The 25,969-nt window shown below is 72.0% G+C and carries 23 protein-coding genes; 10 read left to right on the forward strand and 13 right to left on the reverse strand.

Going from position 1 to position 25,969, the window contains the following annotated elements:
• The first annotated feature begins 18 nt into the window (after positions 1 to 18).
• Positions 19 to 204, forward strand: coding sequence for a hypothetical protein (locus ACXJKF_RS00750; RefSeq protein ID WP_456785829.1), 186 nt, complete (start codon positions 19 to 21; stop codon positions 202 to 204).
• Between the two features lie 102 nt (positions 205 to 306).
• On the opposite strand, the gene ACXJKF_RS00755 is transcribed toward ACXJKF_RS00750, so the two are convergent.
• Positions 307 to 2,094, reverse strand: a complete 1,788-nt coding sequence (locus ACXJKF_RS00755; protein ID WP_456785830.1) for an Ig-like domain repeat protein — start codon at positions 2,092 to 2,094, stop codon at positions 307 to 309.
• A 131-nt stretch (positions 2,095 to 2,225) separates the two neighbouring features.
• Between ACXJKF_RS00755 and ACXJKF_RS00760 the strand changes: the two genes are divergently transcribed.
• Entirely contained in the window at positions 2,226 to 3,230 is a 1,005-nt protein-coding gene (locus tag ACXJKF_RS00760) for an NADP-dependent oxidoreductase (protein ID WP_456785831.1), read from the forward strand.
• Here ACXJKF_RS00760 and ACXJKF_RS00765 read toward each other — a convergent pair.
• The 8 genes from ACXJKF_RS00765 to ACXJKF_RS00800 are packed head-to-tail and all read right to left on the reverse strand — an operon-like array spanning position 3,220 to position 13,453.
• On the reverse strand, positions 3,220 to 3,897 hold the full coding sequence (locus tag ACXJKF_RS00765) for a glycosyl transferase (protein ID WP_456785832.1): 678 nt from the start codon (positions 3,895 to 3,897) through the stop codon (positions 3,220 to 3,222). The genes ACXJKF_RS00760 and ACXJKF_RS00765 overlap by 11 nt on opposite strands.
• Positions 3,898 to 3,902: 5 nt before the next feature.
• Positions 3,903 to 5,414 carry a GH39 family glycosyl hydrolase gene (locus ACXJKF_RS00770; RefSeq protein ID WP_456785833.1) on the reverse strand — a complete coding sequence of 504 codons (1,512 nt, stop codon included), beginning with the start codon at positions 5,412 to 5,414 and terminating at the stop codon, positions 3,903 to 3,905.
• Entirely contained in the window at positions 5,411 to 6,625 is a 1,215-nt protein-coding gene (locus tag ACXJKF_RS00775; RefSeq protein ID WP_456786016.1) for a beta-galactosidase, read from the reverse strand. The genes ACXJKF_RS00770 and ACXJKF_RS00775 overlap by 4 nt, the downstream gene beginning before the upstream one ends.
• Complete coding sequence (locus ACXJKF_RS00780; protein ID WP_456785834.1) at positions 6,508 to 7,425, reverse strand: beta-galactosidase; 918 nt, start codon at positions 7,423 to 7,425, stop codon at positions 6,508 to 6,510. The genes ACXJKF_RS00775 and ACXJKF_RS00780 overlap by 118 nt, the downstream gene beginning before the upstream one ends.
• 55 nt (positions 7,426 to 7,480) lie before the next feature.
• Positions 7,481 to 9,148: an ABC transporter substrate-binding protein gene (locus tag ACXJKF_RS00785; RefSeq protein ID WP_456785835.1), complete on the reverse strand. Its 1,668-nt coding sequence runs from the start codon at positions 9,146 to 9,148 to the stop codon at positions 7,481 to 7,483.
• A gap of 47 nt (positions 9,149 to 9,195) precedes the next feature.
• A complete protein-coding gene (locus ACXJKF_RS00790; RefSeq protein ID WP_456785836.1) occupies positions 9,196 to 10,107 on the reverse strand; it encodes a carbohydrate ABC transporter permease in 912 nt (303 codons plus the stop codon).
• On the reverse strand, positions 10,101 to 11,138 hold the full coding sequence (locus ACXJKF_RS00795; protein ID WP_456785837.1) for an ABC transporter permease: 1,038 nt from the start codon (positions 11,136 to 11,138) through the stop codon (positions 10,101 to 10,103). The genes ACXJKF_RS00790 and ACXJKF_RS00795 overlap by 7 nt, the downstream gene beginning before the upstream one ends.
• Entirely contained in the window at positions 11,135 to 13,453 is a 2,319-nt protein-coding gene (locus ACXJKF_RS00800) for a beta-xylosidase/alpha-l-arabinosidase (RefSeq protein ID WP_456785838.1), read from the reverse strand. The genes ACXJKF_RS00795 and ACXJKF_RS00800 overlap by 4 nt, the downstream gene beginning before the upstream one ends.
• 350 nt (positions 13,454 to 13,803) lie before the next feature.
• Here ACXJKF_RS00800 and ACXJKF_RS00805 point away from each other — a divergent pair, with 350 nt between their 5' ends.
• Positions 13,804 to 14,793 (forward strand): LacI family DNA-binding transcriptional regulator, encoded by a 990-nt coding sequence (locus tag ACXJKF_RS00805; protein ID WP_456786017.1) that lies wholly within the window; start codon positions 13,804 to 13,806, stop codon positions 14,791 to 14,793.
• A gap of 2 nt (positions 14,794 to 14,795) precedes the next feature.
• Positions 14,796 to 15,758 carry an acetylxylan esterase gene (locus ACXJKF_RS00810; RefSeq protein ID WP_456785839.1) on the forward strand — a complete coding sequence of 321 codons (963 nt, stop codon included), beginning with the start codon at positions 14,796 to 14,798 and terminating at the stop codon, positions 15,756 to 15,758.
• A 114-nt stretch (positions 15,759 to 15,872) separates the two neighbouring features.
• On the opposite strand, the gene mgrA is transcribed toward ACXJKF_RS00810, so the two are convergent.
• Positions 15,873 to 16,898: an L-glyceraldehyde 3-phosphate reductase gene (gene mgrA / locus ACXJKF_RS00815; protein WP_456785840.1), complete on the reverse strand. Its 1,026-nt coding sequence runs from the start codon at positions 16,896 to 16,898 to the stop codon at positions 15,873 to 15,875.
• 28 nt (positions 16,899 to 16,926) lie between these two features.
• On the opposite strand from mgrA, the gene ACXJKF_RS00820 reads away from it, so the two are divergent.
• On the forward strand, positions 16,927 to 17,388 hold the full coding sequence (locus tag ACXJKF_RS00820; protein ID WP_456785841.1) for a tRNA (cytidine(34)-2'-O)-methyltransferase: 462 nt from the start codon (positions 16,927 to 16,929) through the stop codon (positions 17,386 to 17,388).
• Here ACXJKF_RS00820 and ACXJKF_RS00825 read toward each other — a convergent pair.
• A complete protein-coding gene (locus tag ACXJKF_RS00825; RefSeq protein ID WP_456785842.1) occupies positions 17,385 to 18,983 on the reverse strand; it encodes a beta-1,3-glucanase family protein in 1,599 nt (532 codons plus the stop codon). The two genes, ACXJKF_RS00820 and ACXJKF_RS00825, sit on opposite strands and share 4 nt — an antisense overlap.
• A 186-nt stretch (positions 18,984 to 19,169) precedes the next feature.
• On the opposite strand from ACXJKF_RS00825, the gene ACXJKF_RS00830 reads away from it, so the two are divergent.
• The 3 genes from ACXJKF_RS00830 (at position 19,170) to ACXJKF_RS00840 (ending at position 22,594) form a co-directional block, all read left to right on the forward strand.
• Positions 19,170 to 20,897 carry a gamma-glutamyltransferase family protein gene (locus tag ACXJKF_RS00830; RefSeq protein WP_456786018.1) on the forward strand — a complete coding sequence of 576 codons (1,728 nt, stop codon included), beginning with the start codon at positions 19,170 to 19,172 and terminating at the stop codon, positions 20,895 to 20,897.
• Positions 20,898 to 20,994: 97 nt separating this feature from the next.
• Positions 20,995 to 21,864, forward strand: coding sequence for an amidohydrolase family protein (locus ACXJKF_RS00835; protein WP_456785843.1), 870 nt, complete (start codon positions 20,995 to 20,997; stop codon positions 21,862 to 21,864).
• A 25-nt stretch (positions 21,865 to 21,889) separates the two neighbouring features.
• Positions 21,890 to 22,594, forward strand: coding sequence for a FadR/GntR family transcriptional regulator (locus tag ACXJKF_RS00840; protein WP_456785844.1), 705 nt, complete (start codon positions 21,890 to 21,892; stop codon positions 22,592 to 22,594).
• A 95-nt stretch (positions 22,595 to 22,689) separates the two neighbouring features.
• Here ACXJKF_RS00840 and ACXJKF_RS00845 read toward each other — a convergent pair whose 3' ends face one another.
• A complete protein-coding gene (locus ACXJKF_RS00845; RefSeq protein WP_456785845.1) occupies positions 22,690 to 23,712 on the reverse strand; it encodes a LacI family DNA-binding transcriptional regulator in 1,023 nt (340 codons plus the stop codon).
• Between the two features lie 91 nt (positions 23,713 to 23,803).
• Between ACXJKF_RS00845 and ACXJKF_RS00850 the strand changes: the two genes are divergently transcribed.
• Entirely contained in the window at positions 23,804 to 25,333 is a 1,530-nt protein-coding gene (locus ACXJKF_RS00850) for a UxaA family hydrolase (protein WP_456785846.1), read from the forward strand.
• A 96-nt stretch (positions 25,334 to 25,429) separates the two neighbouring features.
• Positions 25,430 to 25,633 carry a hypothetical protein gene (locus tag ACXJKF_RS00855; RefSeq protein WP_456785847.1) on the forward strand — a complete coding sequence of 68 codons (204 nt, stop codon included), beginning with the start codon at positions 25,430 to 25,432 and terminating at the stop codon, positions 25,631 to 25,633.
• Positions 25,634 to 25,678: 45 nt separating this feature from the next.
• On the opposite strand, the gene ACXJKF_RS00860 is transcribed toward ACXJKF_RS00855, so the two are convergent.
• Positions 25,679 to 25,915: a hypothetical protein gene (locus tag ACXJKF_RS00860; RefSeq protein WP_456785848.1), complete on the reverse strand. Its 237-nt coding sequence runs from the start codon at positions 25,913 to 25,915 to the stop codon at positions 25,679 to 25,681.
• Positions 25,916 to 25,969 lie beyond the last annotated feature (54 nt).

Genomic DNA, 25,969 nt, shown 5'->3' on the forward strand with positions numbered 1-25,969 from the left:
GGTGCGACGATGCCCCGCATGAGTCTGCGCGCGCGGCGTATCGGAACCGGTGTCTCCGTGTGGCTGGTCGCCGGAGTCGTTGTCCAGCAGCTCGTCAGCGGGTTCGACGTCGTCGAGCTGCTGGTCAAGCTGATCCTCGCGCTCTTGCTCGCCTGGGGTGTGGCGTGGGCGATCAACCGGCGCGAACGCACGCAGGGTCGGTGATCTGGACGCTGTCCGACGGCACGCCCGCGGCGACCGACACGCTCGGCACCCTGTGGCCGTTCCCTGGATGCCGGTGGATCCGTCTTTCCCGTGCCGTGCATGTCAAGGTGCCACCACGAACCCGGCGACGTCGGCGGCCACCCACATCGAGCCGTACGCCACCATGTCGGAGTACAGCTGCAGCGTCGCCGGCCCGCTGTCCGGCAGGTCCACGACGACGAGGTTGGGGATGTCACGGAACGGGATGTAGTTCACCGTCGACGCGTCGGGGACCTCCGACCCGCTCGGGTACACCCGCAGGTTGCCCAGGTCGCTGGGCGCCATCGCCGTGACGTTCAGGACCACCGAGGTCGCCCCGTCCGGGACCATCGCGCTGGGCAGCGTGACGGTGTACGGCCTGCCCGCCTTCAGCGCCCCCCTGATCGGGCCGACCTGCCATGTCCCCCCACGTGTGTCGAGGACGCGGGTCGGGGTCTGGCCGCGGTACGGGCCGGCGGTGACGTAGCCGACGACGTCCAGGATGACGTGCGCCGTGGACCCGCCGGCGTCGGACAGGAACGAGAGCTTCCCGGACGACGACAGCTGCACGATCGACTGGTTCGCCTTGTCGTTCCCGGGGGCGTAGTTGACGACCGAGGCGTTCGGGACGGCAACCCCGGCGGGGAAGATCCGCAGGTTCCCCGGGGCGATGGTGCCGGTGACGGTGGCGTTGACGATCACGGCCGTGGCGTCGGCGGGCACCCCGGCCTTGCCGCGGACCTGGACCGTCTGCACGACACCTGAGGGCACCGGCCCCGACACGTCTCCGACGTGATCCGTGCCGGGCCGCGTGTCGAGGAGCCGGACCGGGTCCTGCAGCTCCATGCCGGAGTCACCCATGACGAAGCCCGTCAGGTCGATGAGCACCCGGGCGCCCCCGAACCCTCGGGCGTCGTAGCAGATCCTGCCGTTGTCGGGCAGGGCGACGAAGGCGGCGTTCGCGACCTCGCGGTTGTACTCGAAGTTCACGGTGGAGGCCGTCGGGACCGGTGTGAGCGGGCCCCGGTCGGGGTAGAGGACGAGGTTGCCCGCCCCGTACGGCGCGACGACGGTGACGTTCACGATCACGCCGGTCGCGCCGGCGGGGATGCCGTTCGTCTCCGCCACCTGCAGGCAGCTCGGCGACGACGGGTAGGCCCAGGAGTCGTGGATCCGCACCGGGACCCGGGACACGATGCCGGCGTGCGTGTCGACGAACTGCACCGGGACGGCCTTCGACGTGCCGGCCGGCGTGGTCACCACGACGTCGACCGTGCCCGCGGGGTGTCGGGGGATGTCGACGTAGATCCTGCCGGTCGAGTACACCTCGAGGCCGGTACCGGGCACGCCGCCGAACGTCACGCTCGTGGCGCCCCCGAGGTGCGCGCCGATGAGGGAGACGCGGACGTCGTGGTCGGACGGCAGGACGGCGGGCAGGACGTCGGTGACGACCGGAGCCGTGCGCTCGATCACCCAGAAGTCCTGCCCGAACCGCTGGAAGGAGGGGGCGAAGCTGCCGTCACCGGGATAGTCGGCCCAGATGTGGTGCTGCCCGACGGCGACGTCGTCGAGCGCCAGTGTCGCGATGCCGCCCACGAGGGGGACGGCAGTCATCGTGTCGTCGTCCAGGTAGATGTTGACGCTCCCTGTCGGGACGCCCTCGGCTGCCGCGACCGTCACGCTGACCGTCACCGGGTCCCCGACGAGCACCGCGTCCGGGAGGGTCGTCGTCGTGGTCGTCGCGACGAGGGCTGCGCCGCCCGCAGCGACGGCCGGCTGCACCATGCCGGCGACGGCGACCGCGGCGATGCCCGCGACCGCCAGGAGGCGCCGCACCGACCGGCGTCGGACGGTCACAGTGGTGAGGCTCACGATCTGCTCCTTCGACGGCGCCGGCGGAGCCGACCCTAGGCCATCGGCGAGGGTGTCGTGACGCCTTTCACGGATGCCGGCAGCTCGGCGGCCCGCGTGCCTGAGGCGGACATCGGGAGCAGACTCGCCGGATGCCTCACACCACCAGCACCCAGGTCCAGCTCGTCCGCCGGCCGCAGGGGTGGCCCGTGCCCGAGGACTTCCGCACCGTGAGCGTCGACGTGCCCGACCTCGGGCCGGAGCAGGTGCGGGTCGCCAACGCGTTCCTCTCCGTGGACCCGTACATGCGGGGCCGGATGAACGACGCCGAGTCGTACGTCGCGCCGTTCGCCCTCGACGCGACGATGACCGGCGGCGCGGTCGGTCGCGTCGTGGAGTCGACGTCGGCGGACGTGCCCGTCGGCGCGGTCGTCACGCACGACCTCGGCTGGCGCGACGTCGCGCAGGGGGACGCCGGTCAGTTCCGGGTGGTCGACGACTCCGTCCCGCTGTCGGCGTACCTCGGGGTGCTCGGCCTGACCGGGTTCACCGCGCACCTCGGGCTGCTGCAGATCGCGCAGATGCAGCCCGGTGACGTCGTGTTCGTGTCGGGCGCGGCCGGTGCCGTGGGGTCGGTCGTCGGGCAGATCGCGAGGCTGAAGGGCGCGTCCCGCGTGGTCGGCTCCGCGGGGTCGCCCGAGAAGGTCGCGCTGGTGCAGGAGCGGTACGGGTTCGACGCGGCCTTCGACTACAAGGACGGTCACCTCTACCGGCAGCTGCGCGCGGCCGCACCGGACGGGATCGACGTGTACTTCGACAACGTCGGCGGCGCGCACCTCGAGGCGGCCGTCGGCGCCCTGCGTCGTGACGGCCGGGTCGCGCTGTGCGGGGCGATCTCCGGGTACAACGACGAGCACCCGCAGCCCGGCCCGCGCAACCTCGCACGGATCATCCAGCAGGGGCTGATGCTGCGCGGGTTCACCGTCCCGTACCACCTGCAGCACTACCCGGCGTTCCTCGCGGACATGACGGGGTGGCTCACGAGCGGGCAGATCGCGTACGACGAGACCGTGGTCGACGGGCTGGACCACACGGTCGACGCGTTCCTGGCGATGATGCGCGGCGAGACGACCGGCAAGACGGTGGTCAGGCTGTGAACTGGGCCTCGGCCGCGGCGACCATCGGCGCGGCCGTGCGCGCGTACAGGTAGGTCAGGGGCGCGGCGAGCAGGACGAGGAGCCAGTCCGAGACGTAGGCCAGCGCGCCGGTGAGCACCAGGACGGACACGAACCCGAGCGTGACCAGGGGCTTGCCGGCCACGAAGTACGCGCCGAGCCGGGCGACGTCGCGGGTGCGGAACGAGAACAGCGCGCTGAGCACCAGGGCGTGCCCGGACCAGAGCACGACGAGCACCGCGACCGCGCCGAGCGCGACCCCGAGGACCGGCGGGATGCCGGCGACGCCCAGGTGCGTGAGGTTGACGGCGACGATGCCGAGGACGCCGAGGGTCGGGACCCACCACCGCAGCACATCGAGGACGTCGAGCCGGTAGCCCCTCCAGAAGTGCCGCGCCGGGGACAGGTCACGGTCCCGGCCGAACACCCGCCACGCGAACAGCGCGGCGGCCACCGACGGGCCGAACGGCACGCACGCGAGCGCGACGAGCGGGAGGTTGCTGGCGTCCCGGTCGAGCAGCGCCAGCAGCACCAGCCCCGGCGCGGAGGTCAGCAGGAGCATCCCCTCGACGACGACGAACCAGTAGACGACCGCCGACCAGCGCGGCAGGGGGCCGGTGCCGATCTCGTCGTCGGGCTTCGTCGTCATGGCCGTCATCCCACCACGTCCTGCCCGAGCAACCGCCTGTCGTCCAGCCCGTCGTGCTCGTCGGGCGTCACCGGCACCAGCTCGACCAGGGTCACCTCGTGCTGCCCGAGGACGAGGTCGAGGTCGACGTGACCGTCGGCCGCGGACAGGGCGGAGTGCCGGACGACGGGCGCGGAGGCGTCGCGGAGCAGGTCGAGCACCCGCTCGGACGGGTTCCGCGGGCGGCCGAGCTCGCGCCAGGCAGCCCAGGCGTTGCCCTCGGTCTCGTTCACGGAACGCCGCACGACCGCCACGTCCGACGGGACGGGCACCCGCAGCCGGACGTCGTGGGTGGAGGGCGCGGAGCCGTAGGGGCCGTCGTCGGAACCCCCGACCGGCTGCCACGCGAGCACCGTCACGCGGCCGTCGCCGTCCCGGCACACGAGGTGGTCGTCGCCGCGCGCCAGGACGGACGTCCCGAGCCGGGCCATGAACGCGTACAGGTGGTATGTCGGCTTGCGGACCTGGCGGTGGGTCAACAGCCCGAAGCCCCCGTGGAACAGCGACGTCGGGACGTCGGCCTCCTCGAACACGTCGCAGAACGTCCAGTACGAGAAGGAGTCGACCAGCTCCCCGCCACCGGCCAGCACGGGCGCCAGGTAGGCGGCGTTCCAGGCGGTGTCGTGCACCGGGTTGTCGGGACGGTAGGAGGTGTTGAACTCGCTGATGTGGACCGGCAGGCCCGCGAGCGCGGTGCCCTCCAGGTAGCGGCGGGGTGCGTCGAACTGGTCGAGCAGCGCCTGCGGCCGTTCGAACGTCTGGTAGACCCCGAACGGCACCTGCTGGACGGGTCCCGACGAGTACGCGTGCCGGCTGACGAAGTCGATGGGCACGTCCCGCGCGGCGACGAAGTCGGCGAACGGCGCCCACCACTCGTCGGACCCCGGAGACAGGACCGGGCCGCCCACCTGCAGGGACGCGTCGACGTCCTTGACCGCGCGGGCCGTCACCTCGTAGAGCCGGTGGTAGGCGGCCTGGTCGGCGCCCTCCCAGAACACGGTCAGGTTCGGCTCGTTCCACACCTCGATCGGCCAGGTGCGGACCTCCTCCAGGCCGTACCGGTCGATCAGGTGCCGCAGCACCGCGCGGACCAGGGCGGCCCAGTCGTCGTGCGAGCGCGGCGGCGTCACGTTGCCCTTCCACCAGAACACCGTCTGGTCCCCCGACGCGAGCGCCGACGGCATGAAACCGAGCTCGAGGAAGGGCTTGAGGCCGACCCGCAGCCAGGAGTCGACGACCTGGTCGACGTAGGTGAACGTGTACCGGGTCACGCCCTGCGACTCGCGCAGCACGCCCATGTCGTCGGACAGGAGGCCGTGGCCCCGGATGTAGCGGAACCCGATCTCGCGCTGCACCAGCGCGGCGGACTCCTGGTAGTCGGCGCGCAGGGCGAGGTTGAGGCGGCCGGTGCCGACGCACTCGCGCCAGGCGTCGGGCATCGGGCCTGACGGCTCGGACGGGATCAGGACACGGTTCATGAGAGGACGAGCACCTCCGTCGGGGACAGGGTCAGGGGCTGGCCGGCCTCGATGCGGCGGCCGGTGAGCAGGTCGGTGCCGGAGACCTCGGACGTCACGGTCACCGGGTCGGTGCCGTGGTGCAGGACGAAGCGGTGCAGGACGCCCTCGGGCGAGACGCGGTCGACCACCTCGATCCCGTCGGTGTCGCCGTGCGGGCCGACGAGGCCGTGCCGGTCGACCACACGCCGGACGACGTCCGTCACCCCAGCGTCGTCGAGCGCGGTCGCGACGTACCAGGCCTCGCCCCCACCCCGAAGGGCCCGGGTCACAGCCGGAGAGCCCGCGTAGAAGTCGGCGCCGTACGTCGCGACGACCTCCGTGGCGGGGTCGGGGACGACGACCTCGAACACGTGCCGCGCCTCGTGCAGCACCCCGTCGAGCGTCACCGGGTTCACCACCGTCGGCTGCTGCGCGTCGGTCTCCTCGACCCGCAGCCCGAGCAGGTCGCGCAGCGGACCGGGTGCGTCCGCGCGGAACGCGTTGTCGTCCTCGTCCACCCGGCCGGACAGGAACGTCGTCAGGAGCGTGCCGCCGCGCTCGACAACGGCCCGCAGCCGCGACGGCAGGTCGCCCTTGACCAGGTGCAGCAGGGGCGCGACGACGACGTCGTACCCGTCGAGGTCGGCGGTGACCGGGACGACGTCGACCAGCGCGTTCAGGTTCCACAGCGCCCGGTGGTAGCCGGTGAGCACGTCGAGGTAGCGGACGTTCCGGTTGGGCCCGTCGGACAGCTCGACCGCCCACCAGGAGTCCCAGTCGAGCAGCAGCGCGACGCGCGCGGGCGTCCGGGCGCCGAGCGTCGCGTCCCCGAGACCGGCCAGCTGCGTGCCGAGCGTCGCGACCTCGCGGAAGACCCGGGTGTCCGTGCGGCCCCCGTGGTCGAGGACGGCCCCGTGGTACTTCTCGCACGCGCCGCGCGACTGGCGCAGCTGGAAGAACAGGGTCGCGTCGGCGCCGTGCGCCACCGACTGCCAGGTCCACAGCCCGAGGACGCCCGGGCGCTTCACCGCGTTCACGTCCCGGCTGGCCGTGGTCGACGGGGTCTGCTCCATCACCCAGAACGGCGCTCCCCCGCGCAGCCCGCGCATCGCGCCGTGCGCCAGGGCCATCCGCGCGGCCGTGCGCAGCGGCGACGGGTCCTCGGGCGGGTAGTTGTCCCACGTCGCCAGGTCCAGGTGCTCGGCCCACCGGTGGTAGTCGACCGGCTGGTACAGGCCCTGAGGTTGGTGGTCACGGGGGTGTGCGGGACGTGCGCGCGGATCGCGGACTTCTCCGCGAGGAACCCGCCGAGCAGCGCGTCGGACAGGAACCGGCGGTAGTCCAGCGTGATGCCCTGGAACGCGGTGTGGTTCGGTCCGCGCCAGTGCTCGGACAGCGCCGTCGGCGGCTGGACCTCGTCCCAGTCGGTGAAGATGTGCGACCAGAACGTCGTGTTCCACGCGTCGTTCAGCCGGTCCAGCGTGGAGTACCGCTCGCGGAGCCAGACGCGGAACGCCGCCCCGCACTCCTCGCAGTAGCAGGCGCCGCCGTACTCGTTGCCGACGTGCCACGCGACGACCGCCGGGTTGTCGCCGTAGCGCTCGGCCAGCCGGCCGGCGAGCGCGACCGACAGCCGCGCGAACGCCGTCGACGACGGGCAGTGGTTGTGGCGCTGGCCGTACACGTGGCGACGGCCCTCGAAGTCGACCCGGCACGCGTCGGGGTACGCGCGCGCGAGCCACGGCGGCATCGCCCCGCTCGGCGTGGCCAGCACGATCGAGCGGCCCTCCGCGGTCGCGCGCTCGACGATCGCGTCGAGCCGGGAGAAGTCGTACCGGTCCTCGGCGGGCTGCAGGTGCGCCCACGCGAACACCCCGAGCGTGACCGTGGTGATCCCGGCGAGGTCGAACGCGGCGTAGTCCTCGTCCCACACCTCGGGGGCCCACTGCTCGGGGTTGTAGTCGCCGCCGTACAGGATCTGGTTCGTCATGACTCTCCATGGCAAGGGCCGGCCCCGCGCTATACGCGGGGCCGGCCGGTGGTGCTCAGCCCTTGGCGGCGAGCGCCTGGTTGAACGTGTCGACGTACTGGTCGACGTTGAGACCCTTGAGCTCGGTCTGCCAGTCCTCCCACTCGGACATCGGGCGCTGGCCGAGGATGAACGCGGCCGTGTTCTGCGTGACCGAGTCGTTGAGCGCGGCCTGCCAGAGCGTGATCTGCTCCTGCTGCATCTCGTCCAGGGGTGCGGACGGGACCAGCGGCAGCTCGGTCTTGTCCGCCATGACGTCGATGAACTCGTTCGTGGCCTCGGTGTTCAGGCCGCGGATCAGGTCGTCCGTCGTGCCGTTGGCCAGCATCCAGACGCCGTTGCTGAACCCGAAGTCGGCGTTCAGCTTCTTGGTCCCGGCGGGGTTGACGCCGTTCCAGTCGACGTCGGCGGCCAGCGCGCGCGTGTCGCCGTCCTTGGTGAACGTGGTGCCCTCGACGCCGTACTTGGCGTACTCGAGACCGCTGTCGGAGTAGTACAGCCAGTCCACGAACTGCAGCAGCGCGAGGAAGTACGGCTTCTCGGCCGCCTCCGACGAGAGCATGAAGCCCGACGCGACCCGGCTGCCGGACGCGACGTTGTCACCCGCGGGGCCCTCGGGCACCCGGATGAGGTGCACCTGGGCCTCGGTGTTGCCCGCGTCGGTGAACGTCTTGGCGTAGCTGGTGATCTCCTGGGTGTTGCCCGAGATCGCCAGGGACTTGCCGCTGCCGAACTTCTGCTTGGCGGTGTCGTCGTCCTGCGTGACCGACTCGGGGTCGAGCAGGCCGTCCTCCACGAGCGAGGCGAAGTACGAGACGAGCTCCTTGTAGCCGTCGCCCGACGCCGCGTAGGAGAACGTCTCGGAGTCCTCGTCGAACACCAGGCCGTTGCCGAAGCCCCAACCGGCGACCGTGCCGAAGTTCGGTGCCGCCAGGTTCAGGGTGGCGCCCAGCGGGCTGTTGTTCGTCGTGGACCAGCGGTCCGACATCGGCCAGACGCCGGGGTTCGCGTCCTTGATCGTCTCCAGGTCGTCACGCAGGTCGTCCCACGTCTGCGGGTCCTCGGTGATCCCGGCCTTCTCCCACGCGTCCTGGCGGATCGCGATGGAGTACTGCGGCTGCGGCGACTCGTACAGGCCGGGCAGCATGTAGTACTTGCCGTCGGCCTGCTTGAGGTTGTCGATGTACGGCTGGAGCTCCCAGTCCTCGATCCGCTGCTGGAAGTTCGGCATGTACTGCACGTAGTCGCTGATGGGCAGCAGCGCGCCGCCGGACACGAACTGCGTCTCCTGGCCCGGGTAGGTCACGGGGATGAGGTCCGGGGCGTCGCCCGCGCTGATGATCAGGGACTTCTTGGCGTCCCAGTCCGACAGCGGCGCGCTGGTCAGGTCGAAGCTGACCTTGGTGTTCTCCGCGAGGTCCGAGAAGAACAGCCAGTCCTCGTTCAGCGGGTAGTTCGGGTGGTCGCGGTACAGCACGCCGAGCTCGATCGGCTCCGTCGCGACGAACTCGGTCCCGACCGCGAAGTCGTCCATCGCTCCGACGCGCTGCGCGTCGGGGATGCCGCTGCTGCTGGCCGACGGCTCGTCGGCCGGGTCGCCGCCCGACGAGCACGCCGCGGTGAGCGTGAGCGCGAGCACGGCGACGGACGCCGCCGCCCCGACGCGCTTCCTGGTGGTCCTCATGGTTCTCCTCGTTGAGAGTGCGTGAGTGGAGCTGGGGAGGGGTGGGCTTACTGCTTCACCGCGCCGAGCATCACGCCCGACACGAAGTACCTCTGGAGGAACGGGTAGAGGCAGATGATGGGCAGGACCGTGAGGAGCATCGTCACGGACTGCACGTTGGCGCCGATCTGGGTGAGGTTGTCCGTGCCGCCGCCCTGGATCGAGGTGCCGCCGGTGACGCCCGCCATGAGGTTGCGCAGGTAGACGGTCACCGGGTAGAGGTTCGGGTCGTCCAGGTAGAGGAACGCGCCGAACCAGCCGTTCCAGAACGAGACCGCGTAGAACAGCAGCATCGTCGCCACCACGGCCTTGCTCAGCGGGAGCACCACCTTGAAGAACACGCCGTAGGTGCTCATGCCGTCGATCGAGGCGGCCTCCTCGAGCTCGCTCGGGAAGTTCTCGAAGAACGACTTCATGACCAGCAGGTTGAAGATGCTGATGGCGTTGGGCAGGACGATCGCCCAGAGGGTGTTCCGGAACCCGAGCTGGCTGATGAGGATGTAGTTCGGGATCAGACCACCGTTGAAGAACATGGTGGCGACGGCGACGCCGATGAAGAACTTGCGGCCCTTGAGGTGGTGCTTGGACAGGGCGTACGCGTACGTGGTGGTCAGGGCCATCGCGATGGCCGTGGCGACCACCGTGTACTCGAGGGTGTTGCGGTAGTTGCGCCAGAACATCGAGTCCCCGAACACCACCTGGAACGTGGTGAGGTTGAACCCGCGCGGGATCAGGTTGACCTGTCCCGAGTTGATGTAGCCCTCGGAGCTGAACGCCTGGGCGACGATGTTGACGAACGGGTACAGGACGAGGGCGGCGATGATGATGAGGACCGCCGCGTTGACCCAGCGGAAGGTGCGGTAGCCGGCGCCGTCCTTGACCCCGGTCGACGGGGTACGGGTGAGATCGGTGGTCACCACAGGCTCGCCCCCACGGTCTTCCGGGAGATCGCGTTGGCCGACAGGATCAGCGTCACGCCGATGATCGCCTCGAACAGGCCGATCGCCGTGGCGTAGCTGATGGAGTTGGACACGATCCCGACGCGGTACAGGTACGTGGAGATGACGTCGGCCGTCGAGTAGATCAGCGGGTTGGACAGCAGCAGGATCTTCTCGAAGCCCACCGCCATGAACGTCCCGATGTTGAGGATGAGCAGCACGATCATGGTCGGGCGGATGCCCGGCAGGGTGATGTGCCACGTCTGCTGCCACCGGTTGGCGCCGTCGATCCGGGCCGCCTCGTAGAGCTGCTCGTCGATCGTCGTGAGCGCCGCGAGGTAGAGGATCGTGCCCCAGCCCACCGTCTGCCAGACCTCGGAGGTCAGGTAGATCGTGCGGAACCACGACGGCTCCTGCATGAACGTGATCGCCTGCCCGCCGGCCGCCTCGATGATCTGGTTGACCGTGCCGTTGACGCTGGTCAGCTGGAAGACGATGCCCGCGACGATGACGACGGACATGAAGTGCGGCAGGTAGGAGATGGTCTGGACGCTGCGCTTGAACCGGCGCGACCGGACCTCGTTGAGCATCAGCGCCAGGATGATCGGCAGCGGGAACACGACCACGAGCGTGAGGACCCCGAGGATCACCGTGTTGGTGAACGCGTGCCAGAACTGCTGGTCGTTGATGAACATCCGGACGTAGTAGAGGCCCACCCACTCGTCGCCGAACATGCTGCCGCCCGGGCGGAACCGGCGGAACGCGACGACGTTCCCGAGGATCGGCACGTACCGGAAGATCAGCAGGAAGAGCAGCGGCAGGACCAGGAACGAGTAGAGCCGCCAGTCCTTGCGCAGCGCCGTCCGCCAGGTCTGGTGCGCGGCGGGGATGATCGAGCCGTCGTGCGCGACCCAGGTCTCCTTGCGCGGGTTGCGCGACTTCTTCTTCTTCGGGTCGAGGGCCGGCGCGATGGGCGCCAGCGGCTCGGCCACGGCGGGTTCCTTGAGGCTCATGCGTTCGTCGCCTCCAACGCGTGCAGCGGCGTCACGGACACCGCGGTCGTCAGCCGGCGCGTGTGGTCGACCGCCCGGAGCTCGCCGGTGAGGCGCAGCGCGAGCGCGTCGCTGTCGTCGGCGCTCGACCGCGCGACCCGCAGCTCGACGTCGCCCGGCTCGACGATCCGCGAGCCGAACCGCCCGGTGAACGCGGTGACGTCGGCGGGGACGGTGAAGGTGACGAGCGCCGACTCCTCCGGCGCCAGCTCCACGCGGGCGTAGCCGACGAGGCGCACGACGGGCCGGGTCACCTGGGCCACCGGGTCGTGCAGGTAGAGCTGCACCACGTCGGCGCCGGCGCGGTCCCCGGTGTTGGTGACGAGGACCTCGACCTCGGCGTCACCGTCGACCGCCCACTCGTCGCTGGTGGCGCGGGCCGACCAGGAGAACGCCGTGTAGGAGAGCCCGTGGCCGAACGGGAACGCGGCCGTCGGGTCCACCGACGAGACACCGGAGCGCCGGCCCAGCGGTGCGGACAGGTAGGTGCCCGGCTGCCCGGAGGCGTCCGCGGGGATGCTGACCGGCAGGCGGCCCGACGGGGACACCGCACCGGTGAGCACGTCCGCGAGCGCCAGCCCGCCGAGCTGCCCGGGGAAGAACGCCTGCACGACCGCGGCGGCGTCGTCGGCGAGCGCGCCGATCGCGTACGGCCGCCCCGTGAGCAGCACGAGGACGACCGGGGTCCCCGTGTCCAGCAGCGCCCGGACCAGGTCCGCCTGGACGCCCGGCAGGTGCAGGTCGGTGGCGTCGCAGCCCTCGCCCGACGTGCCCCGCCCGAACAGCCCGGCCCGGTCGCCGACCGCGACGATGCACACGTCCGCGTCCCGGGCGGCGGCCACCGCCGCGTCGAACCCGGTGCGGTCGGTGTCGGTGACGTCGCAGCCACGGGCGTAGGTGACGTTCTCGTGGGCGCCTCGCAGTGCGTCCAGAAGCGTCGGGATCTCGATGCCGAGCCCGTGCTCCGGGTGGTGCACGCCGACGTGCGCGGGGAAGGAGTAGCAGCCGAGCATGGCCATCGGGTCGTCCGCGAGCGGTCCGACGAGGGCGACCCGCGCCTCGGGCCGCAGCGGGAGGACCGGTCCCCGGTTGGTCAGCAGGACGACCGCCTCGCGGGCGAGGCGGAGCGCCACGTCCCGGCTGCCCTCGTCGTCCAGGTCCAGGTCCGGGTCCGCGACGGGCGACCAGTCGGCGTCGAGCAGGCCGAGCTCGGCCTTCTGCGTCAGGACGCGCCGGAGCGCCCGGTCCACCAGCGCCTCGTCGACCTCGCCCCGGGCCAGCGCCTGCTGCAGCGGCTCGCCGTAGCAGTGCACGCTGGGCAGCTCCACGTCGACCCCCGCGGTCAGCGCCAGGACGGCCGCCTCGCTCTCGGACCCCGCGATGCCGTGCAGGGTCTGCAGGAACCGGATGCCGAAGTAGTCCGCGACGACCGTCCCGGTGAACCCCCACCGGTCCCGCAGGAGGTTGGTGAGCAACGTGCTGTCCGCCGCCGACGGGACACCGTCGAGCTCGGCGTAGGAGTGCATGACCGAGCGCGCGCCGCCGTCGCGGACCGCCATCTCGAACGGCGGGAGGATCACGTCGGCGAGCTCGCGCGCGCCGATCGAGACGGGCGCCAGGTTGCGTCCGGCGCGGCTGGCGGAGTAGCCGGCGAAGTGCTTCAGGGTGGCGACGACGCCCGCACCCTCGAGCCCGCGGACGTAGGCGGTGCCGACGGTGCCGACGAGGTACGGGTCCTCACCGATCGTCTCCTCGGTGCGGCCCCAGCGGTAGTCGCGCGTCACGTCCAGCACGGGGGCGAGCCCCTGGTGCACGCCCGCCGCTCGCATCGACGCGCCGATCCGGGCGGCCATCTCCTCGACCAGCTCGGGGTCGAAGCTCGCACCCCAGGACAGCGGCACCGGGTAGGCGGTGGCGCCCCACGCGGCGAACCCGGTGAGGCACTCCTCGTGCACGAGGGCGGGGATGCCCCAGCGGTTCGCGCCGACGATCTCGGCCTGCGACGCGGCCAGCGACCGCGCGCCCGCGGCGGGGTCCACCGGCGCGGAGCCGTACGGGCGGGTGAGCTGGCCGAGCCCGTCGCGGATGACCTCGGACCAGCCGAGGCCGTCGCTCGTCATCTCGGACTGGTGCGGCGCGACGCCCGCACCGCTCGCGTCGGCCCCGACCCACAGGCCGACCAGCTGCGAGAGCTTCTCCTCCAGGGTCATCCGGGCGACCAGGTCCTCGACCCGGGTCTGGTGTGCGTGCTCGTGCGTGGGTCCGTACCCCGTCATGTGACCTGTCCACCTCCCCGTCTCACAGCCTTGTGAGCGCCGAAAGTATCGACCGCGTTGTCGATATCTGCCGCTGACGGACGTTAGGCGTCCGCGCGCAAACTGGCAATCCGGACGGGAACTTTGGCAAACGTTTCTCATTCGGTCCCCTGCTGGACAGCGGATGAGATCGCCGGGCGATGCTGGGCCGACGCCCTGGTCAGTGCTACGTTCGGCCCGATAGTTGCGACGAGCAGACCGGGACCACCCACATGACGACCACCAGCGCCGACAGCGCCGACAGCGCCGCCGCCGCCTCCGACGAGGACGTGGCCGGCGCCGAGGTCCCCGGGAGCACCGCGACGATCGCGATGATCGCCGCAGAGGCCGGCGTCTCCATCCCGACCGTCTCCAAGGTCCTCAACGGCCGCACCGACGTCGCCGCGGTCACCCGCGCACGCGTCGAGGAGGTCATCGACCGCCACCAGTACCGCCGCCGCCGGGGCCGCGCCCAGACCGGGCCGGGCCTGCTCGACCTCGTCTTCCACGAGCTCGACGCCGGCTGGTCCGTGCAGATCATCAAGGGCGTCGAGTCCGTCGCCGGGCCCGAACGCCTCGGCGTCGTGCTGTCCGAGCTGGGCGGCGCGCACCGGCCACGCCAGGAGTGGCTCGACGACGTGCTGGCCCGCCGTCCGCGCGGCGTCATCCTCGTCCTGTCCGACCTCGACCCGGCGCAGCGGCGCCAGCTGGAGACCCGGTCGATCCCGTTCGTCGTCGTCGACACCGCGGGCGAGCAGCCCGCGGGCGTCCCGACCGTCGGCTCCGCCAACTGGGCAGGCGGGCTGGCGGCCACCCGGCACCTCCTCGGCCTCGGTCACCGCAAGATCGCCGTGGTCTCCGGCCCGGTGGACGTGCTCTGCAGCCGCGCCCGGATCGACGGGTACCGCACCGCGCTCGACGAGGCCGGCGTCGCGGTGGACGCAGGGCTGGTCCGGTACGGGGACTTCTTCGTCGGCGGCGGCTACACCCACGGCATGGACCTGCTCGACCGGCCCGACCGCCCGACCGCGATCTTCGCCGGCTCCGACTTCCAGGCCCTGGGCGTGCTCCGCGCCGCCCGCGAGCTGGGCCTGCGGGTGCCCCAGGACCTGTCCGTCGTCGGCTACGACGACCTGCCCGTGACCGAGTGGATCGGCCCCCCGCTCACCACCATCCACCAGCCCCTCTACGAGATGGCCGCCACGGCGACCCGGATGGTGCTGGGCATGGCCCGTGGTGAGGCCCCGTCCAACCCGCGCATCGAGCTGGGCACCGAGCTGGTGATCCGCGAGAGCACCGCACCCCCGGCGACGGTGTCCTGACCGTGGCGCTCTTCGACCTTCCGCTCGACCAGCTCGAGCGCTACCTGTCCGACGCCCCCGAGCCCGCCGACTTCGACGTGTTCTGGGCCTCGTCCGTGGCGGACGCCCGTCGGCACGACGTGCTGCTCGACGTCGTCCCCGTACCGACCGGGCTCACCCTCGTCGAGACGTGGGACGTGACGTTCGCCGGGTTCGACGGGCAGCCGGTGCGGGCCTGGTACTCCCGCCCAGCCGGTGTCACCGCGGACCTGCCGGCGGTCGTCGAGTACCTCGGCTACGGACGGGGCCGCGGGCTGCCGCAGGAGCGGCTGACCTGGGTCGCCGCCGGGTACGCCCACCTGCTCATGGACACCCGCGGCCAGGGCGGCCAGTACGGCTCGGGTGGCGACACCCCGGACCCTGTCGGCTCCGGCCCCGCCGCCCCCGGGTTCGTCACCCGCGGCATCCTCGACCCCGCCACGTACTACTACCGCCGCGTCCTGACCGACGCCGTCCGGGCCGTCGAAGCCGTGCGCGCCCTGCCCGGGGTCGACCGGGTCGCGGTGGTCGGGAACAGCCAGGGCGGCGGGATCGCCCTGGCTGTCGCCGGCCTGGTGCCCGACCTGGCCGCAGTCATGGTCAGCGCACCGTTCCTGTGCGACATCCCCCGGGCGCTCTCGATCACCGACGCCGACCCGTACGGCGAGATCGTGCGGTACCTCGCGGTGCACCGCGGCGCCGCGGACCAGGTGCTCCGGACCCTGTCGTACGTCGACGGCGTGCACCACGCCCGCCGCGCGATCGCCCCGGCACTGTTCGCGACGGGGCTGCGCGACACGGTCTGTCCCCCGTCGGGCGTGTTCGCGGCGCACAACGCCTACGCGGCCGAGCGGGAGATGGCCGTCTACCCGTACAACCACCACGAGGGCGGCGAGGCGCACCACACGGCCCGCCAGCTGACGTGGCTGGCGGGCCGGCTCACCTGACCCTCGCCCCCGACCGAGGTCGCCGAGAGCGTCACTTCGCCGCGAGACCGGCACTTCGAACTGCCGTTCTCGCGGCGAACTGACGTTCTCGAGCCCGGAGTCCGCGGGCGTGGGCTAGCGGCCGGTGCCGTCGACCGCGTGCGGGTCGATCGCGGCGATCTCCTCGGGGGTCAGCGCGGGGGCGCTCAGGGCCTGGACGTTGTCCTCCAGCTGGGCGACCGAGCTGGCGCCGACGAGCGCGGAGGTGATGCGGTCGTCGCGCAGGACCCAGGACAGGGCCAGCTGCGCGAGCGACTGCCCGCGGCCCGCCGCGATCTCGTTCAGCGCCCGTGCCCGCGACAGGTAGGTCTCGGACAGGGCAGACGGCTTGAGGAAGTGGCCGACGGCCGCGCGCGAGTCGGCGGGGACGTCCCCGGACAGGTACCGCCCGGTGAGCAGACCCTGCGCCAGCGGGGAGAACACGATGGTGCCGATGCCCAGCTCGCCGACCACGTCGAGCAGGCTCTCGGTCTGCCCGTCGGCCACGTTCTCGATGTGCCGGTTGAACATCGAGTAGCTGGGCTGGTGGATGAGCAGCGGGGTGCCCAGGTCCGCGAGCACCTGCTGCGCGACCCGGGTCTGCGCGGGCGTGTAGTTGGAGATGCCGGCGTACAGGGCCTTGCCGCTGGTCACCGCCGTGTGCAGGGCGCCCATCGTCTCCTCGACCGGCACCGACGGGTCGGGGCGGTGGGAGTAGAAGATGTCGACGTAGTCCACGCCGATGCGCGTCAGGGACTGGTCGAGCGAGGAGAGCAGGTACTTGCGCGACCCGCCGTCGCCGTACGGGCCGGGCCACATGTCGTAGCCGGCCTTGGAGGAGATGACCAGCTCGTCGCGGTACGGGCGCAGGTCGGACGCGAGGATGCGGCCGAAGTTCTCCTCCGCGGAGCCGTACGGCGGGCCGTAGTTGTTGGCCAGGTCGATGTGCGTGATGCCGAGGTCGAACGCCCGACGCAGGACCGCACGCTGGGTGTCCAGCGGGGTGGTGTCGCCGAAGTTGTGCCAGAGGCCGAGCGAGAGTGCCGGAAGGTCCAGCCCGCTCCGGCCGGTCCGGCGGTAGGTCATCGAGTCGTACCGGGAGTCGTCGGCAAGGAAAGGCATGAGACAACGCTATCCGTAGGATCAGCCCGTGCTGCACGTCGCGTTCTTCGAGCCCCGCATCCCCGGCAACACCGGCAGCGCCATCCGGCTGGCGGCCGGAACCGGCTCGACGCTGCACCTGGTGGAGCCGCTCGGGTTCGACCTGTCGGAGGCCAAGCTGCGCCGGGCGGGGCTGGACTACCATGACCTGGCGCACGTCGTGGTGCACCCGTCCCTGGAGGCCCTGCTCGCCGCGGTGCCGGGCCGGGTCTACGCGTTCACCACGCACGCGACCCAGCACCACACCGACCTCGCGTACCGCGCGGACGACGTCCTGCTGTTCGGCCCGGAGCCCACGGGGCTGCCGGCGGAGGTGCTCGAACACCCCCGGATCACCGGCCAGGTCCGCATCCCGATGCTCCCCGACCGGCGGTCCATGAACCTCTCGAACGCCGCAGCTGTCGCCACGTACGAGGCATGGCGACAGCTGGGCTTCGAGGGCGGGGTCTAGCCCAGCTTCCACTTCTGGGCGTTGGCGCCGTTGCAGTCCCAGATCTGGGCCTGGGTGCCCGGCGTCGTCGAGTGCGCGGGGTTGTCCAGGCACCGGTTCGACGCGGGGTTGTAGTAGCCACCGTTCTGCGGGAGCCAGACCTGCGCGCCCGTGCCGTTGCAGTCGTAGAGCTGCACCTTGGTGCCGTTGGCCGTGCCGCCGCCGGTGACGTCGAGGCACTTGCCCTGGACGCGCAGCGTCGTGCCGGCCTGCACGAAGGTCCACTTCTGGGCGACCGTGCCGTTGCAGCCCCAGATCTGGATCTTGTTGCCGTTGGCGGTGTTCTGCGAGCTGTTGTCCAGGCACATGCCGTTGGCGTTCACCAGGGCGCTGCCGCTGCCGGTGGGCGGCGGGTTCGTCGTGCCACCGCCGGTGAACGGCTGGATGATCAGGCCCGCCGCGGACGGGGAGCCGTCGTGCACCAGGGACTCGAAGTTGCCGACGTCGTCGAACGCGAACGCGTACGCCTTCCCGTCGGCCATGTTGGCGTGGATGATCCGCGCGTACTGGTTGGTGGGGTTGCTCTTGTAGAACGCCGACGCGTCCGTGCTCGGCTGGGTGTCGACCGTGCCGAGGGTGCCGCGGTTGAGGGCAGCGCACAGGGTGCGGGCGATCGGGCCGACGACCAGGTCGTTCGGTGCGTGCAGGGCACCGTCGCAGCCCCACACGTCCGCGCTGCTGGGCCGGGCGAACGACGCCACCTGCCCGCCGGAGCCGTTGGTGAACGTCATCGTCGTGCCCGAGGTCCGGCCGTAGTACTTCAGGTTCGGCTGGTCGCCGAACGGCACGACCGTGAGCGTCTTGCCGGTGTACGCGTTCCACGCCGACGCGATGTACGGGTCGAGGTAGGTCGCGCTCATCAGTCCGGCGCCCGCCGCCTTGCCGGGGGCGAGCACCCGCAGGACCGTCCCGTCCGAGCGCTTCACCACCGTGTTCGCCCAGCCGGACTGCGCGGCGATCTGGTTGATCGTGCTGTCACGGCCGTTGGCGACGAGGTCACCGGACCGTCGGGTGCCCTGCGCACCGGTGACCGTGACGGTGTGCGGCACCGCGAACATGTCGACCTGCGAGCTGTTCAGCCACAGCCCGGCGTCGTTGTAGGTGAACTCGCTCCAGTCGAACAGGATCTGGTGGTTGGCGTCCCCGCTCGCCCACGGCGCCGGCTGGACCAGGCCGTCCGGGGTGAGGAAGAACTTCAGCTTCTCCCCGAGCGAGAAGTAGACGCGGCCGGAGATGCCGCGCGGGACCTGGATCGTCGTGCTGCCGCCGTTGCCCGGTCCTGCGATCGACACGTCGGGGGCGGCCGACGGCGGGTTGGAGCCCGCCGGCCACGCCGTGAACGTGCCCGCCGCGTTGACGTAGCCGAGCCTGCCCGTGCTCAGGTTGGTGCCCAGCACGTACACGTGCACGGCCTCACCCCGGCCGCTCGAGTTCGTGATGGTCAGCGGGAGCCGGTCGGGCCCCACCGCCTGCGCTCCTGCGGCCGCAGCCACCATCGTCGTCATGGCGACCGCGAGCGCGCTGAGCGCACCGATCACCCGTCTGCTGGTCGTCATTGACCCGCTCCTTCATCATGTGCCGGCATGCCCCACCCGTGTTGACACGTATCAACACCAGTCGCAGGACACTATGACTTCTGTGGACGGAAACGCAACAACGTCGGCCCTCCGGTGGTCGTCGGTGCCGTGGGGCAAGATCGAGACGTGTTCACCACCCGCCCCGAGCTGCTCGGAACCTTCGGCATGGTCGCCTCCACGCACTGGCTCGCGTCGGCCGTCGGGATGCGCACGCTGGAGGCCGGCGGCAACGCGTTCGACGCCGCGGCCGCTGCGGGCTTCACGCTGAGCGTCGTCGAGCCGCACCTCAACGGTCCCGGCGGCGACGCCCCGATCCTCGGCCACCGCGCCGACGACGGGCACACCTTCGTGATCTGCGGGCAGGGCACCGCGCCCGCCGCCGCGACCATCGACGCCTACCGTGACCTGGGCCTGGACCTCGTCCCCGGCACCGGGCACCTGGCCGCCGTGGTCCCCGGAGCGTTCGGCGCGTGGCTCGACCTGCTCGCGCGGTACGGCACCCTCCCGCTCGCCGACGTGCTCGCGCCGGCCATCGGCTACGCGCGCGACGGCTACCCGCTGGTTCGCGCCGCGTCCCGGACGATCGCGACGGTCGCGCCGATGTTCACCGAGCACTGGCCCACGTCCGCCGCGGTCTACCTCCCGCACGGCGAGGTCCCCGCTGCAGGCACACGGTTCAGCAACCCCGCGCTGGCCGACACGTTCGAGCGGCTCCTGGTGAGCGGCGGCTCGCGCGAGGCGCAGATCGAGGCCGCGCGGCACGCGTTCTACGAGGGCTTCGTCGCCGAGGCCGTCGACGCGTTCCAGTCGGGCGTGGCCGTGCAGGACTCCACCGGCCGGCCCCACACCGGGCTGCTGCGGGCCTCCGACCTGGCCGGCTGGCGCGCGACCGAGGAGCCCACGGCGTCGCTGCGGTTCGCCGGCCGGACCGTGCACAAGACCGGCGCCTGGGGGCAGGGGCCGGTGCTCCTGCAGCAGCTCGCGATGCTCGAGGCGCTCGGCGTCGGGGACCTCGTGCGCACCAACGACACCGTCGAGCTGGTGCACACCGTGGTCGAGGTGGCCAAGCTCGCGTTCGCCGACCGGGAGGCCTGGTACGGCGACGTGGCCGACGTCCCGCTCGCCACCCTGCTCTCCGGGGCGTACGCGGCGGAGCGCGCGCGGCTCGTCGGCGCCGACGCCTCCGAAGGCCTCCTGCCCGGCTCTCCCGACGGGCGCGTCCCCCACGTCGCCGCAGCCCTGTGGGCGGCTCGCGAGCAGTCCGCGCCCGGCGTCGGCGAACCGACCGTCTCCCCGATCGGCCTGAGCCCCGGCGACACCTGCCACGTGGACGTCGTCGACCGGTGGGGGAACCGCGTGTCGGCGACGCCGTCGGGCGGCTGGCTGCAGTCGAGCCCGGTCGTCCCCGGCCTCGGGTTCGCGCTGCCGACGCGCGCGCAGATGTTCTGGCTCGAGCCGGGGCTGCCCAACAGCCTGGCGCCGGGCAAGCGCCCGCGGACCACGCTGAGCCCCGCGCTGCTGCTCGACGACGACGGCTCGGGCGTCGCCTTCGGCACCCCCGGCGGCGACCAGCAGGACCAGTGGACCGTGCCGTTCCTGCTGCGGCACCTCCTGGGCGGCGCGGGCCTGCAGGCCTCGATCGACGCGCCGGCATGGCACTCGTCGCACGTGCCCGGATCGTTCTACCCGCGTACCCACGAACCGCGCGGACTGGTCGCCGAGTCGCGCCTCGGGGCCCAGGTGCTGGACGCGCTCGCGGACCGCGGGCACCAGGTGGAGACTGTCGGACCGTGGGAGCTCGGACGTCTCAGCGCGGCCGGGGTGCGGCGGGACGGGATGCTGGTCGCGGCCGCCAACCCTCGGGGCATGCAGGGCTACGCCGTCGGTCGATGACCCAAGTCCTCCGATGACTTGAGGAATCGATGAGGGTTCGATGAGGGAACCGGCCCCACCGGCGCTCAGACATCGGACCACTGCTAGCGTCCGGGTCATGCCCAATGTCGTGGATGCCCACCTCCAGGTGTGGAACCCGGACTCCGTGCACTACCCCTGGATGACCGCGGAGAACGCGGGAGTGCATCGCACGTACCGGGTGCCGGACATCGAGGACCAGCTGGCCGACGAGGACGTCGCCTGGGTGGTTCTCGTGCAGGCCGCGGACAACCGCGCGGACTCCGAGCTCATGCTCTTCCAGGCCCTCTCCTCCTCCCGGGTCGCCGGCGTCGTGGCGTGGGTCCCCCTCGACGCCCCCGACGACGCCGCCAACCAGCTCGACAAGTGGCGGCGCGAGCCGATCGTCGGGATCGGGCACCGCGGGCACGACGGTCGTGACCCCGACTGGCTGCTCGACGCCGCCGTCGACGACAGCCTGACGCTCCTGACCGAGCGGCGGCTGACCCTGGACCTCACCGCACACACCCCGACGGCCCTGGCCCACGTGGCGACCCTCGCCGAGAACCACCCCAAGCTCACGGTCGTCCTCGACCACCTGGGCGCTCCCCCGCTGGCCGCCCTGCGAGCCGGCGACCGGGACGGCTGGACGCGCTGGTCCGCCCTGCTCGGCGCCGTCGCCCAGCTGCCCAACGTCGTCGCCAAGGTGTCCGGGCTGGCCACCGCCGCCGGCGCCGGCTGGACCCCGGACCACCTGCGGCCCGCCGTCGACCGTGCGCTGGAGGTCTTCGGCCCCGACCGGCTCATGCTCGGCAGCGACTGGCCGTACGCGCTCCTGGAGGGCGACTCCTACGCCCAGGTCTGGCACGGGCTGCGCTCGACGGTGGACCAGCTGGGCGACGACGACCGCGCAGCGGTGCTCGGCGGCACGGCCACGCAGGTGTACGGCCTCCCGTTCGACTCGTTCTGACCGCGCGACCGCGTAAGTTCACTCTGTGTCACGTTCCGATGACGTCGTCGACGGGGTCAAGGAGATGATCCTCGACGGACGCCTCCAGGCAGGGCAACGCCTCCCTGCCGAGAAAGAGCTCGCCGCCACCCTCGGCGTCTCGCGCGGCTCCCTGCGCGAGGGCGTCCACGCGCTCGGGACGCTCGGCATCCTCGAGTCGCGGCACGGCGACGGCACCTACGTGACCACGCTCGACCCCGCGCTGCTGCTCGCCCCCGTCGGCTTCGTCGCCGAGCTCCAGGACGACGCCTCCGCATTCCACACCGTCCGGCGGCTCCTGGAGACCGAGGCCGCCGGCCTCGCCGCGCTGCACGTCGACGACGCCTGCCTCGCCCGCCTGCGCGCCGTCCTCGACGAGACCGCACGCGCGCTCGTCGAGCACCCCCTCGACCACGACCGGCTCGTCGACGCGGACCTGGCGTTCCACGAGGAGGTCGCCCGGGCGTCCGGCAACCCCGTGCTGGCAGCGCTCGTCGTGGGCCTGGCGGGCCGGGCGTCCCGGACCCGGCTGTGGCGAGGGCTCTCCGACGAGGGCGCCGAGGACCGCGCGTTCGTCGAGCACGAGGCGATCCTCGCGGCCGTCGCCGCCCACGACCCCGACCGGGCGCGCCTGCGGATGGCGACGCACCTGCTCTCCCTGGAGGACTCGGCGACCGGCGTCTGGGCGCCCGCCCACGCCGCACAGTCCTGACCGGTCACGACGAGCCTGCGCGGCGAGTCGTCACCGCGGGCGGTCGCGGTCCGACGACGTCGTTGGCGCGGGTGTCGCGGTCCGACGACGGCGCGCTAGCGACCCGGGGTCGAGTCGCGCAGGACCACCTGCGTCGGGACGTGCGTCAGCCGCGGCTCGTCGGACGCCTCCGCGAGGGCGAGCTCGGTGGCGGCGATGCCGACGTCGACGAGCGGGATCCGCACGGTCGTGAGGGCAGGGACGACGTCGCGCAGCGTCGAGATGTCGTCGAAGCCCGCGAGCGCCACGTCCTGCGGCACCTGGATCCCCGCCTCGCGGCCTGCGGCGAGCGCACCGAGCGCCATGACGTCGTTCACCGCGAACACGAGCTCGGGCAGGTCGCCGCGACGCAGCAGGGTGCGCATCGCGTCCTCGCCGCCCTCGTGCGTGAACGCGCTCGTGATCACCGCGTCGTCCGGCACCGGGCTGCCCAGCTCGGCGAGCGCCCCACGGAACGCGTCCCGCCGCTCGCACGCCGTCAGGTGGTCGGCCGGACCGGCCAGGATGGCGAACCGTCGGTACCCGCGGCCGTGCAAGGCCTTCGCCAGGTCGCCGGCACCCTGCGCGTTGCCGACCACGATGCTGTCGACACCGAGGATCGGCTGACCGATCAGGGCCACCGACCCCCCGACCGACCGGTAGTCGGCCAGCGCCGCGCGGAGCTCGTCGTTCGTGGCCTCGTCGTCCAGGCGGCCACCCGCGATGACGATCGCGCGCGCCCGCTGCCGCTTGAGCAGGTCGACCAGCCCGCTCTCCCGGCTCGGGTCGTGCTGGGTGCTCGCGAGCGTCACCTGCAGGCCGGCGCGGTCCGCCGCACGGGCGACCCCCGCCGCGATCGAGGAGAAGTACGGGTCCGCGATGTCGTGCACCACGAGGCCCAACGACGTCGTGCGGCCCCGCGCCATCGCCTGCGCGTTCGCGTCCGGGGTGTACCGCAGGAGGGTCGCCGCGGCGAGCACCCGGTCGCGCAGGTCGGCACGCACGGTGCGGTTGGCGCTGCCGTTGATCGCGCGGGAGGCGGTGGCGAGCGAGACGCCGGCCTCGCGTGCGACGTCGCTGAGGGTCACGGAAGCGGCCATGGTCAGGAGGGTAGGCGCTTGCCGGAGGTCGGTGGCCCGTTCGGGGGTGGGCACGCCGGTGCAATGCTCGGGAAAGCGGTATCCTGACGCGGTGACGACGACGCTCAGGCTGGCCGACTGCGTTCTCGTGCTGCGTCCCGACGACGACGTCGGTGTCGCGACCCGGGACCTCCAGTCAGGCACGCAGCTGGACACGCTCGTCGTCATCCAGAGCGTCCCACGCGGTCACAAGCTCGCCGTCCGGGCCGTCGCTGCCGGGTCACCCGTGCACAAGTACGGGCAGTCCATCGGGCGCGCCACCCGGGACATCGCCGTCGGCGACCACGTGCACTCGCACAACCTGGGCATGGACGACGACGAGCGCGCCTACGAGTTCGGCACCGCACGCGTCACCCTCCCGACGCCCCCCGGACCCGTCCGCACGTTCGACGGGTACGCCCGCAGCGACGGCCGCTGGGGCACCCGCAACTACGTCGGCATCGTCACCTCCGTGAACTGCTCCGCGTCGACCGCCCGGCTCATCGCCGACCAGTTCCGCGGTCGCGTCCTGGACGCCTACCCGCACGTCGACGGCGTCGTCGCCCTCACCCACGACACCGGCTGCGGCCTCGTGCCCACCAGCGAGGGCGCCCAGATCACCCGTCGCACCCTGCGCGGGTACGCCGACCACCCGAACATCGCCGGCCTGCTCGTCCTCGGCCTCGGCTGCGAGATGATCCCCGCCGAGTCGCTCCTCGACGGCCTCGACCTGCCCGCCGGCAAGCCCGTCACCACCCTCGTCATCCAGGAGACCGGTGGCATCCGCCGCACCGTCCGCGCCGGGGTCGAGGCCATCGAGAAGATGCTCCCCGCCATCGACGCCCAGCGCCGCACCCCCGCACCCGTCTCCGAGCTCGTGCTCGGCCTCAACTGCGGCGGCTCCGACGGGTACTCCGGCATCACCGCCAACCCCGCGCTCGGCCACGCGTCCGACCAGCTCGTCGCCCGCGGGGGCACCTCGATCCTCGCCGAGACCCCCGAGGTGTTCGGCGCCGAGCACCTCCTCCTGCGCCGCGCCGTCTCCCGTTCCGTAGGCCAGAAGCTCCTCGACCGGCTCGACTGGTGGAAGGGCTACACCGCGGCCGGCGGCGGCACCATGGACAACAACCCCTCCCCCGGCAACAAGGCCGGTGGCCTGACCACCATCCTCGAGAAGTCGCTCGGCGCCGTCGCCAAGGGCGGCACCGCGGAGCTGGTCGAGGTCTACGAGTACGCCGAACCCGTCACCGCCCGTGGCTTCACCTTCATGGACACCCCCGGGTACGACCCCGTCTCCGTCACCGGCCTCGTCGCCGGCGGCGCCACCGTCGTCGTGTTCACCACCGGGCGCGGCTCCGTCCTCGGCTGCAAGCCGACACCGTCCATCAAGGTCGCGACGAACACCGCCACCTACCTGCGGATGACCGAGGACATGGACCTCAACGCCGGGCGCATCGTCGACGGCACCGCGACCGTCGCGTCCGTCGGCGACGAGCTGTTCGAGCTGATCATCGCCGTCGCGTCCGGCCGGCAGACCGTCTCCGAGGAGCTCGACCTCGGGTCCGACGAGTTCGTCCCCTGGCAGCTCGGCGCCGTCACCTGACCCGGTCCTGACCGGCGGCGCATCCACCGTGCCCCTGTTGACGATCTCGCCGACCTCAGCGCTACGGTCGGAGGTTCACCGTCAGGAGGTACCGCGATGAAGTTCGTGCTCGAGGTCGACCTGTCCGCCGGCGCAGTCGCCGATGCCCCGCTCGAAGAGCTCGGCCGGATCCTGCGCTACTGGGCGGGGAACGTGAAGCACTACCCGCTCCAACCCGGGTCGGGCGAGACGATCTCCGACTCGACCTACGCGCCCGTCGGCTCCTGGACGATCATCGCCGCGCCGGAGTCGGTGGACTGACGAGGCGACTCGGGGCGTTCGAGGCGGCTCGGTGGTCGAGACGGCTCAGTCGTCGAGCCAGCGCAGGACCGTGCGGCCGAAGGCGCCCACGAGGGCGAGTCGGGACGTGACACCGCACGACCGGCACACGAGAACGTGGTTCACCCACGGCATGCCACCCACCTGGTCGATCCCCGCGACGTCGAGCGTCAACGCCCGACACCTCGGGCAGAGCAGCTGCCCCTCAGGGTCCAGCTCGAGCGACGCTCCGGGCATCGCAGACGGCAGGCTCGAGTGGCTCATGGGGTACCTCCGGAGGTCGTGCTGAGGGTGCGGACGCTGGCCCCAGTGCACCAC

The sequence above is a fragment of the Cellulomonas sp. P5_C5 genome, assembly GCF_054049655.1.